Raw genomic sequence first — 18,601 nt, 5'->3', positions numbered from 1 at the left:
GTTAATAACAAGAATAAAATAGAGGGGAATTATATATGAGAAATAATATATTTAAGAAACTATTTCTAAAAAATGGACAATGGTTTATGTTAGAAATCATAGGCACTTATGTTACTGCGATAGTATTACTGTTGGGAAATGGTAAAATCTCAGATGCGATTGATGCCATGTTTAATGGAAATTTATCTGAGATTGTAAATGAGAAGTTTTGGATTTATGTTGCGATATTGATTGTTGCTGGTTTCACATTTACATATTTACAGAATATAAGTGCAAAGATATTTTCTTCAAACATGCAGACAGGCTTTAGAAGAGCTGCAGGACAACAACTTTTTCGATTACAGTTTCAATACTTTGATACACATGCATCTGGGAAAGTATTAAATAATTTCCTAGATGATGTTCGGATGTTATCAGAATACTATTCAGAAATACTGCCAATTGTTGCTTCGTCTGTGATAACCATAGGGACAATAATGATTTCATTATTCAGACTAGACATTGTACTGACATTAATATTAATGGTTATGGTGCCGCTAATGATTCTTGTTTCAAGATTCACTGGTAAGAGGGTGTCTGATCTTACAAAGAAGTTCGTAGATTATAATGATGAATTGAGTGAATTGGCTTACGATTCCATCAACGGAATTGGAGTGGTCAAGAGCTATAATTTAGAGAATTATTTCAAGGGGAAGATTCAGAAAACGAATAAAAAACTGTTACGGTTTGCATATAGAAGAAATGAAATCTCTGCTTTAGCATTTATGACAGGACAGGTCTTAGACTATGCTCCACAGATTATTCTAGGATTAGTTGCAATAGTAAGGGTTGCAGGAGGGCATTTATCAATCGGTGAAATGTCATATTTTATGTTGCTGTTGGATAGAGTTGTGCATCCATTGGCTATGCTGCCTAATTATATAATTGAAGGCAAGATATGTCTTGTATCTAAGAAACGTTTGGAAGAATTGATGGATTATCCAATTGAACAGGAAAATGTGATGGATAATCAAAAAGAAACTGATGAAATTATGTCATTTGAAAATGTAACCTTTTCCTATAATGAAAATACAAAAGTTTTAAATGGTATTAATCTGTGTGTTCAAAAGGGAAAGAACATTGCATTCGTAGGAGAGTCAGGTGGAGGAAAAAGCACAATTATTAAATTGATATGTGGTTACTATGCTCTTGATTCTGGAAAGCTAAGATTATTTGGAAGAAATATAAATGAATGGAATCTTGATTGTCTTCGACGCAAAATTGCTATTGTGACTCAGGTTACATTTTTATTCCCTGAGACAATTGCTTGGAATGTTGCCTGTGGAGATGATCGTATTTCTATAGATAAAATAATGGAATGTTGTATAAAAGCAGGTATTCATGACGAGATAATGAAGATGCCAGAGAAATATGAGACTAATGTTGGAGAGCGTGGTGATCGATTATCAGGTGGACAGAAACAAAGAATAGCCATTGCAAGGGCGCTGTTAAAAGATGCTGAATTGATTCTGTTTGATGAGCCGACAGCTTCTATTGATATAGAAAATGAGGAGAAGATTAAAGAGGTCTTAAGAAAGATTTCAGCCGATCATACAATTATTACGATTGCTCATCGTTTGAATACAATTATCTCTGCAGATTGTATCCATGTCTTTAAGAATGGCAGAATTGTTGAGTCGGGAAAACATGAAGAATTAATTCGAATAAATGGTGCTTATAGTAAATTGTATCATATTTCAGAGGAGGCAGTTTGTGAATAATTTTAAGGTATTAACGAAATTAATTAAGATATTTCAGGGAAAAAGGGCGTTCCTGTATTTTGGTGCGATTATATCGATGGGAATCATTGATGGTGTAGCTGCAATTATGATTTCTAATATCATTGGTCTGATCACGGATACTGCAATTAAAGGAGATAATATATGGGATACGTCTGTTCTTGAATACATAATCATAGTAGTTGTTTTAAAACTTATTATTGGAAATATCCTTGGAATCTGTTATAACAACGAAGCCAAAAGAACAAGTGCTAATATGAAGAATATTGTACTTGGAAAAGCTTTAATGCTACCAATGAATTTCTATGAAAAAAATCACACTGGGGATTTCATGGCAAAAATAACTTATGATACCAATATGGCTTCAGGGATATTTGGCTCAAGACTTAGAAGGGTTATGATGCCTATTATTCTAGTCTGTGTGTGCGGAGTTCCAATGTTTATACTGTGTCCACCAGTTATGCTTGGATTATTCATATTATCTGCATTATCGTTGACCATTAATTTTGCTATGATTCCTTTTTTTAAGAAATATAGCAGAAAGATTTCAGATGATAATAAAGAAATAAGTAAATCCATTACTAATATGCTTCAGGGAATGGAGACGATAAGAATGTTTCCATTAAGGAGTACTATTGAAGAAAAGTATGATAAAGCAAATAATCATTGTGGAAGTAATATGATTAGGCAGGGAAATCTGGAATCAATCGTAGCTGGCATTAGAGCAGTGTTTGATTTAATTGGAGCCTTGGTTTTTCTTTCATTGGGAATCATCTATATGCAAAATACGAATGGAAACATGGGAAGTTTAATTGCACTCTATACTTTGTATGGAACCTTTCAATATAATTTTCTGATGATGGGAGAGTACATTCCAAGTCTAGCAAGCTGGCTGGTAAATGGAGAAAGAGTACTTTCATTTCTTGATTTGCCTGATGAGCAAAACAGAGGTGGAATGGAGCCAAACAAAGGTTGCATGGAGCAATTCGATGTGACAGAGAATATGGGCTGCGATACTGAACCATATATACAATTAAATGATATTTCTTTTGGGTATGATGAAAAATCAGAAGATGTATTCAACCATTATAGTATTGGCTTTGAACGTGGATACAGCTATGCATTGACAGGTGAATCCGGAAGGGGAAAAAGTACACTTATTAAGTTACTTATGGGCTTTTATCCACTGAAATCCGGAAATGTATCAATATGTGGAAAAGATATTGTAAAAATGGGATTAGTATATGCAAGAAGCAGGATAGCATATATACCTCAGGAACCATATATGTTTCGAGATACAGTAAAAGAGAATATCAGACAGGGACGATTGGATGCTACAGATGATGAAATAATTCAGGCTGCTCAAATTGCCAATGCACATGAATTTATTATGAAATTGGAAAATGGATATGATACTGTACTTGGTGAACGAGGAAATACTATCTCTGGAGGACAGAAGCAGAGACTTGCCATTGCTAGGGCTATACTAAAAGATGCACCCATTCTATTAATGGATGAGGCAACATCAGCTCTGGACAATGAATCAGAAAAGTTAATACAGGAATCTATATCTAAGATAAAAAAGGATAAACTCATACTAATGATAGCTCATCGACCATCAACAATTGAGACGGCAGATTGTAAAATAGTGATATAGATTTTAGGCAAATAAAACTCTGAATATAATTCGAAAAGAACCTAATAATGCTATTTATTATAATGGTGTTAAGTGATTTTAAAAATGTGATTTGCAGCGAAAAAGGAGCAATAGCAATTAGAGAAAGTACGCGAAATCAGATTGTCAGAACGTAAATTTTACCAGAAAATTACGGATATTTATGATACAGTATCAGATTATGATCCTTAGGCAAACGCAACACGACGTTTCTTACAGGCAGTGCAAAACAAATTGCATTATAGTAATTATGGAATGACTGCAGCTGAGGTTGTATATGATAGATAAATAATTGGGACGAACATAATTGAGCAAGCTTACAACAGCCAATGCATATTTATCCATGCATGGCTCATAGCTAACGTGCAAAATGGTGTAAAACACCCTAAAACGGCATTTTATAATAATTTACGAATCTGCAAACCCAGTAAACATGCGGCTTCATAGAAAATAAAATAAAAATATTAGCACTCTCACATATAAAATAAAATAATTAGCACTCTCATAAAAATAAAATAATTAGCACTCACGTCTTGTTAGAGCGTAGTTGCTGTTGTCTTACGTTATCAGGTCTCATAGGCTCCTATTTTAGGGGCTTGTGGGACTTCTTTCTTTTTATCAGTGATTGTCTGGCTTTATGTATCTTCATGCAAATGGTGTAAAAAATGGTGTAAAGTGTAAAAATAAGAAAATGATGAAGGAGGAAAGATATAAGTCATTATTGGAATTGATCAGAGGAGTGGCAATATTAGTATTCATATAGATGGAAATACTTCTAATAATAATATTGGTTAAATTAGTAATAAAAGGCTGCTTTGCATTGATACAACCATTAATTTTCGAAAGTAAATTAATGGTTGTATCAATGTCGAATTGTGGTTGTCTAATGTCGAACTATTGTCATTGACATTAAAATAATAAAATGTTATGTTCAATTTTAAGGGAAGTAATCACAGTGAATTTAAGTAATACAATGCTATAAGGCTATATATCTAGAGGGAGATAAGCAGCTAAGGGGATACTGATTTTATATCAAACTAAGATATTTTGGTCGCAGAGTATTATTTTGCGGCCTTTTTTGCTGTGAATAATCCTTAAATATTATATTTTAGGGGGAAGTATGAAGCTTATTAAGAGGAAAGTCAGATTGGAAATGAAAAGGGTAATTGCAGTAATTTTATTGGTTGTAATGATTGTTTCAAATGTAAATATTACAGCCATAAAAGCAAATTCATCGGGAACAGAGAACAAAGAAACAACTTTTAAAGGCACAGATTTTGAAGTGGACTTTAAAATCACATCACAATGGGCAGGAGCATTTAACGCCGATGTGACAGTGAAAAATACTAGTGATAAAGTAATAGACAATTGGGCAATTGGATTTAAGCTGGATAATGAAATTACAAATATCTGGAATGGACAAGTATATTCAAATGAAAATGGAATCTACGTAATAAAAAATGCAGGATACAATCAAGATATTGGAGTCGGTCAAAGCGTAAGTTTTGGATTTACTGCAAAATCAGAGGCCGTATCAGAAGTGATGATACCAAATTCTTATTATATGGTAACAAAAGAAGCTGTAGTTGATAATGCTGATTATACAGTTACATATAATGTTACAAATGATTGGGGAACTGGTTACAATGGTGAAATTATAATTACAAATAATAGTCAGAACACAATTGAAGACTGGAATTTACAATTTGATTTCTTAAATAATATTGATAGGTTTTGGACTGCAAATATTGTGGATGTGCAAGATAGACATTGTACAATTAAAAATGCGGGTTATAACTCAAATATAAAATCTGGTGAAAGTGTTAGACTTGGATTTGGTGGTAGTCCAGGCAATGCTGAAGCAGCCATTGAAAACGTTATCATTACGGAAGTAATAACAGATGCTAATGAATTGCAAGGTGATTTTGACAAAGATAATCTTACTAACCAAATTGAATTATCGATTGGTACAAATCCATATGATAGTGACACAGATAAAGATGGGATTGATGATAACTTAGAGCAATATTACAGTTTGGATCCTTTAAAAAAAGATACGGATAATGATGGTGTTTTTGATGGTGACGAAGATTTAGATGGAGATAAACTCACCATACTTGAAGAATTTGGTTTTGGGACAAGTAATTTAAAGTATGATACTGATGAGGATAATTTGTCAGACTACGATGAAATCTATGTGTATTTTACAAATCCATTAGTAGCGGATACAGACGGTGACGGAATAGACGATGGCTCAGAAATAAAATTAGGATTAGACCCATTAAATATTGATACCAATGGTGATGACATTCTTGATGGACAAGAAAAGATACAGCAACAATTATCACATGATGTAGCTTCAGAAGATAAAAAGCAAATTATAAATGTAACTATTTCAATGGCATGTACAGGTGATATTAATAAAACAACTTCTGTAGAAAATACATTTGGTGAAGATACATTATCAAGTGGGGTAGTGGGTTTAGTAGGTGTTCCAATTGAAATTAATAGTCAATCAAACTTTGATGAGGCTACAATAACATTCCATTATAATGATACACTTTTAGGTGATGTAAATGAAAATGATCTAAGGGTAATGTGGTATGATGTAGAAAATAATCAATATGTTATAATGGATGAAGAAAGTGTTCTGAATACAGAAGAAAACACAGTAAGTTATAGAACAACGCATTTTTCTACATATCTAGTAGTTGATAGTAAGGAATGGTATAAAGTATGGAGTCAAGCATTAAGCTATAATCGAAAGCCATCATCAGAAACACTAGAGTATTTTGATATCGGTTATGTGATTGATCGCTCAGGTAGTATGCAAGGTTCAAGTATTTCAACAGCAAAAGAAGCAATTGGCAATTTTATAGATGCTATGCTTTCAAATGATAGGGGAACAATTGTCGGATTTAATTCTATTGCAACTGTATATACTCAATTCACTTGGGATAAGATTAATTTAAAGAATAATCTGAGTTCTATCTATGCAGATGGCGGAACAAATGTTGAGTCTGGATTAGTTGCTGCACTTAATGAATTTGAGAAAACGGATCCCAATGTTGTACTTGGTGTGGAAAATTCTAAAATAATCATTCTATTATGTGATGGTGATGTTTACTATACAGCGGCAACATTACAAAGAGCTAAAGAAATGGGAATAAAAATATATACTGTTTTGATTGGTTCAACATATGGGCAAAGTGCATTAGAGTATATAGCAAATGTTACAGGTGGAAAGTTTTATTTTGCAGCATCGTCAGACGAAATTAGGAAAGCAATATTTGGTGTTCAAGGTGATACAGTAGGAAATGTAGATACTACAGATACAGATGGAGATGGGTTGTACGATGTATATGAGACGGGTGGAATGATTATTTCAAATGGTACCTATATAAAAACTAATCCACTTAAGTATGATACAGATGGAGATGGAATATCAGACTCAGAAGAGATGGGTGTGAAAAAAAATCCAGAAGATGATCCTCTAAACAATATAGTTACAAAAATCTTAAAACTTACTGGGCATGGATATCCGCAGCCAATAATTGCTCAGTACCTTGTTATGAAGAGCAACCCAACAAAACAAGATTCAGATGATGATGGATTATATGATGGTCGCGCAAGGTATGTAAGTGGTAAGAAGGTTGTTCCTAAGGATCCGGAACCATTAAGAATAAATGGTCCAGCGGGAATTTGGCAGGAACAGTATAATCAGGCGTATAATAAAAATGTTGCAAGTGATTATGGTGATTGGTATGATATAGATTGGTTAGACTGGAAATTAGGTAAGTGGCCTTCAGCATCAACAGGGGGCGGGTCATACGTATTACAGTTTAGATATGATAATATGAAACAGTCACTACATTCGAATGCAGATAATTGGCAAAAAATAGGTGGATATAATGATGTTTATGATGAAATCTTTAGGGTAGGAACTTCTGATAATATGAAGCAGCAAAAGTTTCAGTTCACATCTGGTGGAAAAGATTATATGATTTGGGCATGGAGAGGTGATTATCTTAATCTGGGAAGTGGAGCTGAAATTGGCATTTATACAGATCCATATACTATTCCTATAATAAATTTTAAACAGTGGAATGTAGTTGATTTTACATTACCTATGACACTAAGTTTATATAACTATTATGGAAAAGCCGATATTGATAATGTTTTTTCATGGGCACCAAATGAAGAGCAATGGTGGATTACTGGATTCAATCCAGAATTTGATGAACCCAAAGCTTTGGATATGGTTATGGTAGGAACAATTGATTTCACTGGTCGTGAAGAAATGTTTGAGGAATTGAAGAAGAAAGTAACAAATAAAAGTGAATTAAAAAAATATATGATATTTGATGAGGATGGTCATACAGTATGGATAAATTGGAGCAGCAAAATATGAAGAGGAAAATCATATTGTCACTTTTGATGGTAATGATTGTGATTTTTACGACTTCCTGTGAGTTATATGTAAATTATGATCAAAAGGCTGAGGATATATGTAAGAAAGTTCTAAAGTGCTTGGATGAGGATGATGCGGCGGGATTAAAGAGCATGTTTTGCCAGTATTCTATAGAAACCAATGGCCTAGAATACGAAATAAAAAAAGGAATGGAATTTTATAAGGGAAAAACAACTAACATTGATAAAATTAAATTTCCTAATTCTAGTGGAAAGGGCGTAGAAAATGGAAAGACAACGGAAGTTACTTTCTCGGTTAGTATAGATGATATAGTAACAGATTCTGATAATAAATATGAAGTAGTAGTAATTGAAGGGTATCAAGTTTGCACTGCTGATGAAAAAAAAGTAGGTATCTCACGAATATATATTGAATCAGAAGATGGAAAAGAATTCACTATTGGAGAGTATGTTGATTGATAAAAAATTGCGAACGGTGATAAGAGGTTTTTGTAAAAAAGACTGTCTCTTGATAGTATATTAAAAAGTTTTTAATCCTTGAGTTGCTTGTGTGAGTCAATTGCTTGGATTAGATTCAATTGTACAGGCAAAGACCAGCTAATTTTAATACATGAGCTAATACTGGAAAGTGCATTTTTAGAAGCTTAAGTGTGCAGATGATTTGAACAATTGATTTTACTGGTCGTGAAGAAATGTTTCAAACTTTGAAGAAGAAGGTATTAGGAGATTGTTAGTTAAAACTATGCTATGTGTTTCATCCTGGGGTGAAAAATATTATATTGATTATGATAAGTACAGGAATTATATCGATACCTATGGAGATACTTACGCCAGATTACTTCAGGATTAACTATGGTGAAGATGAATGAAGTAGAAATTGTTAATGAATTCGTGTTAAAGCAGAGTTACTGTTATCTTATGTTATCAGGTCTCATAAGTGCCTACTTTTAGGTGCTTGTGGGACCTTTTTCTTTTTATCAGAGCTTGTCTAGCTTTATGATATCGCGTCTATGTTTATGATATCACGTCTAGATTTATGATACTGTCGTCTTGGAAGAAGATTGTGATTTTTGTCTTACGTTATCAAGTGCCGTAGAGCCCATAAATACTGGGCTCTACGGCATTTGGTGTTTTTATCAGTTGGCATCTGATTGCGTCAAAATTCGCGAATTTGGTGTAGGAATTGGTGTAAAATGGTGTAAAAAAGGGGTGGGAAGAGGGGGAAACTGTGTGGGGGAGACGATTTGTTAATGTAGATGAGAAGGTTTATGTAAATTATTGTTATAGTTCTGTAAATATTGGTCATTCGATAATTGTCATTTGTTTTCACTTGAAATTGAAAATATTCGCTTTATGGAATATAATATAATGGTATTTTAAAAACTAAATCGATATGAAAATGGGGGAGAATATGAAGTTAGATTTAACAAATGAGAAATTGTTTCAAAACAATGAACTTGAAATAAGTAAAAATGTTACATTTGTATTTGGGAAAAATGGAGCGGGGAAATCCACATTAACCAGGGCTATTAAGGGACAAGGAACCGATTTTGATGTAAGAATTTTTCAAGGTTTTGAAAATGTTATTGATGAGAGCAAGAGACTTAATGCGGTTGTCTTAGGTGAAGAAAATAGTACAATAAAAAAGCAAATTGATGAATTAAATAAGAAAATAGAATCTTTATCGTCAGAGAAAATAAAGATTCAAAAATGTCTATCGAAGCCAGAGGATGAGAAGACGAATAATTATTGGACAAGATATTACCAATCAAAAAATAAGTGTGATGCGAAGAGCAAAGATATATCTGATTTCTATAAAAAATCTGCAGCAGAAATAAAGAAAAAGAAGAATCCGCAAATATCTTCAACAAATTTCAATTTAAGAAATTTTGAAGAGGATATTACCAAGGCAGAATATATCCAGGATAAAGATAAAAAAATATATATACAATTACTAAAATCAGAGCCTAAAGAAGCTAAAGAGGTGAAATTCCCAAATTGTGATTTAAAAGGTTTGTTAGTTGAAACTAATGGGCTTCTAATCGAATCTGTCGAAGAAAAAATAAGAATTAATAGATTAGTAAATGATCCTGAGAAAAGATTATTTGCATCTCAAGGCCTAAATTTACACAAAAAAGGAGATATTTGTTCTTTCTGTGGTTCAACAATACAGGATTCTGTTTTTAAAGAACTTGAAAGTTATTTTTCGACAGATGAAGTAAAAGAATTTATGGGGAAAATACAGAAAAAAATTGATGAGATAAATAATTACTACCTGTTAATTAGTCAAGTCGAAATAGTAGAAAATGAGTTTTATCCCGAATATCTTGATGAGGTTTTATTAATAAAAAATCAAGTTGAGGAAAAAAAGAGAGAATATAATGCTATATTAAAACAATTTGAAAAAGCGTTAGGAGACAAAAAGGCAAATTTGTTTGAAGCAAGTGAAGAACTCAATATTCAGCTTCCAGAAGATTTTAATTCAAATATAAAAAGCTATTCAGATATTAAAGAAAAAAATAATGAAAACAAATTGGCAGAAAAACAAGAACAAGCAAGAAATAAACTTCGATTAGATGTGGTGAAATCTATACTAGTTGAATATGAATATACTGCAAAACTTGCTGAATTAGAAGTTTTAGAAAATCAGAGAAAAAAGGATGAGAAAGATCTTGAGGACGAAAAATTTAAAATTATAGGGGAAGGTGGATTAGATTTTCAAATTTCAACTTGTCGAAGCAAAATAGCTGAGTTGCAAAGCAAAACAAAAAATGAAATTATATTGGCAGATAATATCAACAAAAAATTACGTCATATGGTTTCATTTGAATTAAAACATTGTGAAGATGAAAAAGAAAAAGGATATTATCAGGTTAAAAATATAAAAACAAATGAAACTAGAGATATTACTCAGTTATCAACTGGAGAAAAGAATATAATTGCTTTTTAATATTTTTTAGAAAAATTAGGGGAAATTCAAGAAAATGAAGTTGTTATCCCTAAATTAATAGTATTTGATGATCCTATGAATTCAAATGATGACAATATGCAATATTTAATAATTGAGGAATTGCAAAAGTATATGAAAAATATTAAGAATGAAAACAAGATGATTATTCTAACACATAATAATCATTTTTACCTTAATGTGAAATACCCATTTAACAGATGCTATAATAAAGCTTCTTTTTTCAGATTAGTTTCAATTGGAGAAAAAACAGTAATTAATGAAATAGCATCGTCTAAAGAAGATTTTAATACAAGCTATCAAGCTCTTTGGAAAGAATTGATATTCTTATATGATAATGAGTCAGCTTCAGAAGAAATGTTATTAAATCCTATGCGTAGAATTGTTGAGACATATACTAAATTTAATACTATGGATCATAATATATTCTGCGAAAAGGTAACAGGAGCAATGAAGTTATTTAATGTTAATTCACATTCTATAGATGATTTAGAATCCGATTTATGTGGTAAATCAAAAATAGAAATAGTAAATATTTTTTATCAATGTTTTCAGGAAAATGATGCAATAGAACATTTTAATAGTTATTGGCCAGAATATTCTCTTGTTTCTATGACTGAAGAACGATAAAAGAACATTTGATTACTTACCTAGAAGTTACAGTGAAAATTGTAAAAGTCATTTTTGATTCATTGGTCAAAGTTAATTTACTATTTTTAAGTAAATCAGAACATAAAGCAAAAAGAATTATCTGACTATATTGGGCAAAGAAAAATTACATAAAAATTTAAATTTGGGAATGTGTGGGATTTAAAAATGAATATGGTACGTTAGGGAACTTATACTTAAGTTCCCTTGATTACGAACGAACAAAGCCAGACGTGAATGTCAAGATTACCATGATGGAGTGGATGACTTGATGTTACCGGATGGGTTTGTTATTTTTATATTTCAGACGTTTTGATTGTTGAACTGCAGAAGTACTTAAACCAGACTTACTTAGACAGAAAAGGATAGAATTTCATCAAAGTGCATTGAACGTATATAATGCAGGAAATGGAGAAGATGATAAAAGATGAGCATGGAAAGAATAACGGCAATGTATAATAAAAAGATGAAAGAATCTATTGAATGGATTAAACGAGACAAAGAAAGAAGTCAGAAATTTTCTTCACACAAAAATATACAAATGTTACAAATGGGCAATCAAAAATTCTATGAATCAAAGAGTATGATAGAGCATGCAGAAAGTAGCGCAAAGGAAATGTATGCGCAAATTTTAGAAGAATTGTTTTATGAACACGGGATGAATCCCCAAAAATATAAATCTAAACGTAGATATGTAGGATTTGATTTTTGTGCAAAGAAAACTCCGTATAGATTTACAATTAAAGATCATGAAAAAGTTGTGGCAATTAGATTTTCAGATGAGTTTTATGATGAAAGCATAAAGCAGTGGATTAATCAGTTTAAGCTAGATGAAATAAAAATTGTTTTATTTGAGACTTGTACTGAAGAGAATCCATATAGGGATTTTAATAATCAGTTTATAGCTGACAGTATACCTGTGACTTTTTATAACGTAAAACAATTATTTGATAACTATTTTTCGGATGAAGAGTTTCATATATTGAACCAGGAAGTGGCTACATATTTGAAAGAAGCTAAGGATGTTCTTGGTTATACATCTGTATTGAACTTGTCACCGGCAAATTTATCATCATTTAGAGCAGATGATGAAGAAATGCTCAAAAAGATAAAAGGGAGTAAGCGACGATATCAGATTTTAGACGCTACAAATGAACGGATTACACAATACCTTTATTTACAGCATGCAGAAATCGAGGCTTCTGATCAAGGGATTTTAGACGATAGATATATTTCAAATGAATTATTTAAAGCCATGCTTGGTGATGCAGACTTTGCCAAGAGTTTTAGAACATCTGAGTGGTTGTATAATTCGTTAAAAGGAACAAGAAATTATGACTATACATCAATAATAAGTGGATATCTTAAATCGATAGAGCAATTACTTTATACAATGGTTATGTCATTTATAAATAAACCTGGATACAAGGTATCACTAGCAAAAAACAAATGGAAAGAAGCTAAAAAATATAATGTTGAAATATATAGATTTGAGAAATATAGATGTGTAGATTTTACAGACTTTAATGTGGAAAAAGGCTATATGGATGATACACTTGCGAGCCTCGCCAATTTCTTTATCATAAATAATGATGCTTTGCTAGTAAAAGAATCTGGAAAAGAAATAGTAAATATGATGCATTGTTTCAGAATTGAGTGTAGAAATGAATTTTTTCATAAACATAATTTGGAAAGTTGGGACGTTGTTGAAAAGACAAGGAAAAATGCAATTTTGTTATATAATTTAATTCTAGGTAGCTGCAATATCGATTTGAACTATTCGGGATTGGAAATTGTACAGAAAAATTCTTTTGATGTGTTGTGTACAAATATACGAGAGTGTCGCCATTTTGGAATTGGTTTTGTATTTATCTATGCGGATGGCGTTGAACAAAAAGCCATTTATGATTTTAAACAGGATCATGTTGAATATACAGATAATGGTATAGAACATTACGAATATCTAGAATTTATTAAAGTTGAAGAATTTGGACTGGAAAGTTTAGAAAAGATAGATATAGAAGGTCTGAAGGAAGAATGGAAGTTAAGCCTTACTAGAGATAGTATGCCGCAAGTGATTTATTGGATTAAGAGAAATTATGAAAAACTGCAACTTCTTTAGAACACACAAAAAGTATAAGCCAGGCGGGAATGTCAAGATAACCATGATGGAGTGGATGACTTGATGTTGACGGCTGGGGTTGTTATTTCTTTGTTGAAACTATTCCGACATAGGAATATAATAAAAGGAACAAATTAAACCATATTTAATGGAGGTGCTTATGGAATATTTAACATCGTCAGAAATAGCTAAAATATGGGGGATATCATCCAGAAGAGTTACACTTTTGTGCAACGAAGGAAGAGTTGAAGGAGCTGAAAAGAAAGGGGTAATGTGGTTGATACCAGAGAAGGCACAGAAACCATCTGATCCAAGAAAAAGGGGAGAATAATACCTACAAAGAAATACAGAAGTATTAGATTTGTTAGCAACTTGCTGCTATTGAATATAAAAAATAGGATAAATTGTGATTTATTAATTTAGGAGGATGTTTGTTTGATTAAATTTGTTCAACAATTACTAAACAATAGAGTAAATAGAGGAATAGCCAACATTAGTGCAAAACAATTAGTAAGTAGTAAGTCAAAAACGTTGTTAATGAATAAAAAAGGCATACAATGTATGTATGATTTTTATTACATAAAGTATGGCATTGTATATTCTATTAATAATTTTTACTATAATGTTACTGACATTCGCCATAAACTTATGAATTCAATTCCAATGAATATTTATAATATGCCGTCACCACGAGATTATTTTACAATTGCTACTGTGCTGAATTTACAATTAGATGATAAGACTTCCTATAATGTATTCGTGTCATGGATGAAAAAAAAATCATATGTATTTGTTGAAGATATTAAAGCGAATGAGTTACCTGAAAACATTCCCGAGAGATGGGAAAATATAAAAAATGAAATTCGTAAAAAAACTAAAGTCTGGTTGAATAGTGGAGTATATAAAGATGACTGCAAATACATGTTATATGCGGACTTATTTACTATTAAGGGAAAAGTTTGTTTAGTAACTGGGAGTGGAAAGTCGGATTCATGTAAAGCGATAGCGGATGTGAATGATACATATGATATGGTTAGGGCTAGAAAAATAAATGGAGTTTTTGAATGCTATTCAGAGTATGAAAAAAAGTATAAAAAAATAGACTTTTTTGTTCATATGGCCAGTGAGAATTTTAGTGGTTTATTAGAAATCGATCTTTATACTTATCTTTCAAAGATGCATTACAGCTTGTATGGTTGTAGTTCAGATGTTTATTATCATATGTTGGATGGGGGTAATAATAAGGTTTTTCTATATGTTCCGTATACTGATTCTCTCCTAAAGAAGTCCGATATGCTGCTGAAATATATAAGATAGTGAAAGTTGTTGTTAATATGGATAATTGTGATTTGTCGTATCAATTGAAAAAGGGGAATTCATATATAACCATAAACTAATAAAACTAAAACAAATCTCGCAAGGAATGAAGAAGGGAAGAAAATAAAAGAATGAATGTATTGGAGTTACTGGATGAAAATAATATAACCTTTTCGTTAGAGTATTATGGCTTAAATGATCTTGCGACTGGATGGGAAGTTAAAAGTATTATTGAGCAATACGGATTATTCGAAGGAATATTTGTTAACCATTCAACTCCTGTACAAATGGACTATAATGAATTTCCTTTTTATCTTTTTTCAAAGAAAATATGTGCTATGAAGGAATTGTTGCCAGCGCTTGTTGATGAAACTGCCAAAGAAAAAATCCAGAATCTGATTTCAATTTCAGAAGGTTATTTTAAAGCTATATCTGTAGGCGATATTATCAAGTACATAAATGCAGATTTTCAAACAATATTTGGGGAAGAATCAGATATTGATGCGAAACATATTACACTTGAATTTGTTGCTAAATATTCAGGTGGAATATCAGATGAAGTATTTGACTTTCTTGCTGAGAATTATGGATATTTGTTAATTGACAAGTATTCGGATTTTGAAAAGGTATTTGAAGCGAAAACTTGGTTGTTTGAAAAAACCATACCAAGTGGAAGCTACAGTGAAGTTATGTCATATAGATTTGACGAAGTTTTGAATGTGTATGCGCATATAAATAGTAAAAAAGGCTCGTCTTTAGGCGAAATAGTTAAGAATCGCATTAATGTCCTATACGGAGAAATGATTACATTATCTGAGAAACTTGACGATGAGTCTATTATGCAAGAAGAACACAAGATACGATTGTTTAATGACTTTCTTGAGAGAATAAAGCACAGAAGAGCTCCTGAGTTTGCAATTATCAACAAGAATACTTCGGGAAAGCTTGATGATTATTTACAAAGAAAAGGACAGGTGTTTTCTTATGAGATACCGGTAGAGGAAATACTGAATAAATGGAATGATCAGAATCAGTGGGAGGTAAAACTATTATCATTAACGCATGATTCTATAGTGCTTGGCGAAGATTATACTGTGCGAAGTAGGCTAGATACTCACAAAGAAGCAAAGGTATCTCTTATGGATTTGTGTTCTTCAAATATAGTTTCAGATTCTTATTTTACGCATAGTCATCAGCAAAATCTGAATATCATAGCAAGCGTAGGAACTGGAACGATGATGGGAATTTTGGCACGAGACGAAATGCTCCAAGACTATTTCGATATGATGGGAAGTGCCATTCATTTTATCGAAGAAAAAATGGAATTGGCAACAAACTCTCTAGTATATGATTATGAGTTGATGCTTAACATGATTTCTACGATAAAAGCGAATTCATCAGCCGGAAAAGAAGTGCAAGCTCCTTTGTGCTATAGTGCGTCGATGTTTATGTGTGGCTTTATGGAGAAGATTATGCGTGACACTTATGAATATGAGGCAAGAGGGAAACAGTATTTTTCAACAGATAGAGCAACATTAGGACAATTATTATCAGAATCAAATTGTTATATGATAAAAATTTTTGGTGTAGATCATATAAGAAATATTATGTTTTTCATGGGAACAGTAGGAGAAAAACAGATTGGGCAGAATATCCGTAATTCGTTAGCTCATTTAACTGGAAACATTGAAAAACACTTTTCTATAGGATTTGTTGCACAAATTATGTGGATCTTTACTGATATTTTAAATACTGTGTTTGGATATTATTTACTAGAGCATTTGAAAGGTGGCACAGCTAGTGACCAACTTTGATTTTTTGAAATAAGAACCAAAATTAAATAGTTTTTCTGATGCAGCAATAGATGCTGAGAAGTTTCTTAAGATTGATATGGAATCCAGTGAGATTAACTGTCGTCGTGTCATGGAATTTGCCATCAAGTGGATGTATTCCGTAGACAAGTCACTGGAGAGGTAGAGCTTATTTAATTCTATAAAAGCAGTACAGGTCATGAGAGAAGAAAAATGGGGATACCGAGGACACTACAGTTAGTTTCAGAGACTTTAGAATTTATGTATGATGTTGTCGGTGGAATAAGAAAGGATTTTTGTGCAAGAAATATCTTTAAAAGTGCAATTGTATAAAAATTGTAGGGAGAATAAAAATATGAGAAAAAAACATATAGTAGAATTGTTGTTAATACTATTTATTGCTTTAGTGATAAATGGATGTGGGGTGCAAAAAGAACAAAAAGAATCTCAATTAGCATATTCAAATCAATTTACTTTATATGTTATGGATTTACCTGAAAAATATCAAATAAAATCAACTGGCGAAATGACAGAAGAATTTAAAGCTGTATGCATTGATGTAATTAAAGATAGAGATATTCTACAAAAGGTACTTGCAGAACTTGAATATGGTATTTCAAGTGATACTTTATATAAAAGAATAACTATAAGTACACATACTAAGTCAATAGATGTAGTTATACAAGATGACAATGCAGAAAGGGCAAATAAGATTAGTAAGTTGTTATACGAATATACAATAGATAATTTAAAGAGTAGAACAGGACTTAAAATTAATTGTATAGATGCTCCTTAGAAAATTGAATTGTGGAAATAATTATTCATTTTATAACTGGAAACTATTTTATAACATTACACTTTGGAGGTAGTGATTTGAGTGACAAGAGAATGTATCATGAATTTAATTCTGATAACGAAGCTAAACAATGGGCCGATGTAAACTTTAAACAGTGGCTACATACACTGAACGACAAAAAAAGTGAGTCCACTGATTTGTTATATTACTATTCTGGTAATTTAAGCCTCTTATATAACCGATATTTAAAAGGACTCATCAGCTTCAGTCCTAACGAAATAGAAGAATACTTAAAGGGTATAGATACTTTAGTGGATGAAATTCATAAACATGAACTACCTGAAAATATAATCGTATATCGGTATACTCGAAAAAAATGGATGGAAGAAATAATGACCTCAGCAAACTTCAAATCAGAGAATACATTTATCGATAAAGGATTTTTAAGTACTACATTAGTGCCTGATTTACTTAGAAAGTTTGCAAAGGAACATAGATATGATTGCGTTTTGAAAATTTTTTTGCCTAAAGGAACAAAAGCGGTATATATAAATTATGATAATAGTGTTTTGAACGAACATGAGATTTTATTACCACCTAATTCCTCTCTTCGGTTGATTAAAAAACATATTAGCATGCGCTATTCTTATGTTTATGAATGTGAACTGATAGACCAGTGATTCTCAGGGGACTTATCCTGAAGGTCCATTGATAACGAACAAGCCAAGGCGGGAATGTCAAGATTACCATGATGGATGGGATGACTTGATGTTGCCAACTGGGGGATTTCTTTATTGAAACTATTCCGATGTAGGAATATAATTAAAAAACAAATTAACCATATATTTATGGAGGTGCTTATGGAATACTTAACATCGTCAGAAATAGCTAAAATATGGGGGATATCATCCAGAAGAGTTACACTTTTGTGCAATGAAGGAAGAGTTGAAGGCGCTGAAAAGAAAGGCTTAATGTGGCTAATACCAGAGAAAGCACAGAAACCAGCTGATCCAAGAAAAAGGGGAAAAAAGTAGTGGTTTTTATTTCGAAATTAC

The 18,601-nt window shown here is 31.9% G+C and carries 11 protein-coding genes and 2 pseudogenes; all 13 read left to right on the top strand.

The annotated features are described in order from the left end of the window. The first annotated feature begins 35 nt into the window (after nucleotides 1–35). The 13 genes and pseudogenes from BMY18_RS13440 (at nucleotide 36) to BMY18_RS13375 (ending at nucleotide 18,580) form a co-directional block, all read left to right on the top strand. The gene (locus BMY18_RS13440) at nucleotides 36–1,760 is read left to right on the top strand and encodes an ABC transporter ATP-binding protein (protein ID WP_092454880.1); all 1,725 of its coding nucleotides are present in this window, start codon (nucleotides 36–38) and stop codon (nucleotides 1,758–1,760) included. Next, entirely contained in the window at nucleotides 1,753–3,435 is a 1,683-nt protein-coding gene (locus BMY18_RS13435; RefSeq protein WP_170841408.1) for an ABC transporter ATP-binding protein, read from the top strand. The genes BMY18_RS13440 and BMY18_RS13435 overlap by 8 nt, the downstream gene beginning before the upstream one ends. Before the next feature lie 129 nt (nucleotides 3,436–3,564). Beyond that, nucleotides 3,565–3,645, top strand: a pseudogene (gene rhuM, locus BMY18_RS21800) (RhuM family protein); the annotation flags it as partial. 928 nt (nucleotides 3,646–4,573) lie between these two features. Then, nucleotides 4,574–7,864: a cellulose binding domain-containing protein gene (locus BMY18_RS13425; RefSeq protein ID WP_092454876.1), complete on the top strand. Its 3,291-nt coding sequence runs from the start codon at nucleotides 4,574–4,576 to the stop codon at nucleotides 7,862–7,864. After that, nucleotides 7,861–8,343, top strand: a complete 483-nt coding sequence (locus BMY18_RS13420) for a DUF5104 domain-containing protein (protein ID WP_170841407.1) — start codon at nucleotides 7,861–7,863, stop codon at nucleotides 8,341–8,343. The genes BMY18_RS13425 and BMY18_RS13420 overlap by 4 nt, the downstream gene beginning before the upstream one ends. Nucleotides 8,344–9,277: 934 nt before the next feature. Next, a pseudogene (locus BMY18_RS13415) lies at nucleotides 9,278–11,482 on the top strand (AAA family ATPase). Nucleotides 11,483–11,927: 445 nt separating this feature from the next. Continuing rightward, entirely contained in the window at nucleotides 11,928–13,622 is a 1,695-nt protein-coding gene (locus tag BMY18_RS13405) for a hypothetical protein (protein ID WP_092454869.1), read from the top strand. Nucleotides 13,623–13,782: 160 nt separating this feature from the next. Further along, nucleotides 13,783–13,953, top strand: coding sequence for a MerR family transcriptional regulator (locus BMY18_RS13400; RefSeq protein ID WP_092454867.1), 171 nt, complete (start codon nucleotides 13,783–13,785; stop codon nucleotides 13,951–13,953). Between the two features lie 104 nt (nucleotides 13,954–14,057). Further along, nucleotides 14,058–14,939 (top strand): hypothetical protein, encoded by an 882-nt coding sequence (locus BMY18_RS13395; RefSeq protein WP_092454865.1) that lies wholly within the window; start codon nucleotides 14,058–14,060, stop codon nucleotides 14,937–14,939. Nucleotides 14,940–15,070: 131 nt separating this feature from the next. Further along, nucleotides 15,071–16,753, top strand: a complete 1,683-nt coding sequence (locus tag BMY18_RS13390; protein WP_092454863.1) for a hypothetical protein — start codon at nucleotides 15,071–15,073, stop codon at nucleotides 16,751–16,753. Nucleotides 16,754–17,105: 352 nt separating this feature from the next. After that, nucleotides 17,106–17,546 carry a hypothetical protein gene (locus BMY18_RS13385; protein ID WP_092454862.1) on the top strand — a complete coding sequence of 147 codons (441 nt, stop codon included), beginning with the start codon at nucleotides 17,106–17,108 and terminating at the stop codon, nucleotides 17,544–17,546. A gap of 77 nt (nucleotides 17,547–17,623) precedes the next feature. Then, the gene (locus BMY18_RS13380) at nucleotides 17,624–18,226 is read left to right on the top strand and encodes an ADP-ribosyltransferase (protein ID WP_092454859.1); all 603 of its coding nucleotides are present in this window, start codon (nucleotides 17,624–17,626) and stop codon (nucleotides 18,224–18,226) included. Nucleotides 18,227–18,406: 180 nt separating this feature from the next. After that, the gene (locus tag BMY18_RS13375; protein ID WP_092454857.1) at nucleotides 18,407–18,580 is read left to right on the top strand and encodes a MerR family transcriptional regulator; all 174 of its coding nucleotides are present in this window, start codon (nucleotides 18,407–18,409) and stop codon (nucleotides 18,578–18,580) included. Nucleotides 18,581–18,601 lie beyond the last annotated feature (21 nt).

This window comes from [Clostridium] fimetarium (assembly GCF_900111235.1).
In the GTDB taxonomy this organism is placed as follows: domain Bacteria; phylum Bacillota; class Clostridia; order Lachnospirales; family Lachnospiraceae; genus Clostridium_N; species Clostridium_N fimetarium.
This window is presented reverse-complemented; position numbering and strand designations above follow the sequence as displayed.

Coding starts and splice junctions, on each gene's coding strand:
- BMY18_RS13375 (WP_092454857.1), top strand. CDS start 18,407: ATGGAATACTTAACATCGTCAGAAATAGCTAAAATATGGGGGATATCA.
- BMY18_RS13390 (WP_092454863.1), top strand. CDS start 15,071: ATGAATGTATTGGAGTTACTGGATGAAAATAATATAACCTTTTCGTTA.
- BMY18_RS13425 (WP_092454876.1), top strand. CDS start 4,574: ATGAAGCTTATTAAGAGGAAAGTCAGATTGGAAATGAAAAGGGTAATT.
- BMY18_RS13420 (WP_170841407.1), top strand. CDS start 7,861: ATGAAGAGGAAAATCATATTGTCACTTTTGATGGTAATGATTGTGATT.
- BMY18_RS13405 (WP_092454869.1), top strand. CDS start 11,928: ATGAGCATGGAAAGAATAACGGCAATGTATAATAAAAAGATGAAAGAA.
- BMY18_RS13385 (WP_092454862.1), top strand. CDS start 17,106: ATGAGAAAAAAACATATAGTAGAATTGTTGTTAATACTATTTATTGCT.
- BMY18_RS13440 (WP_092454880.1), top strand. CDS start 36: ATGAGAAATAATATATTTAAGAAACTATTTCTAAAAAATGGACAATGG.
- BMY18_RS13400 (WP_092454867.1), top strand. CDS start 13,783: ATGGAATATTTAACATCGTCAGAAATAGCTAAAATATGGGGGATATCA.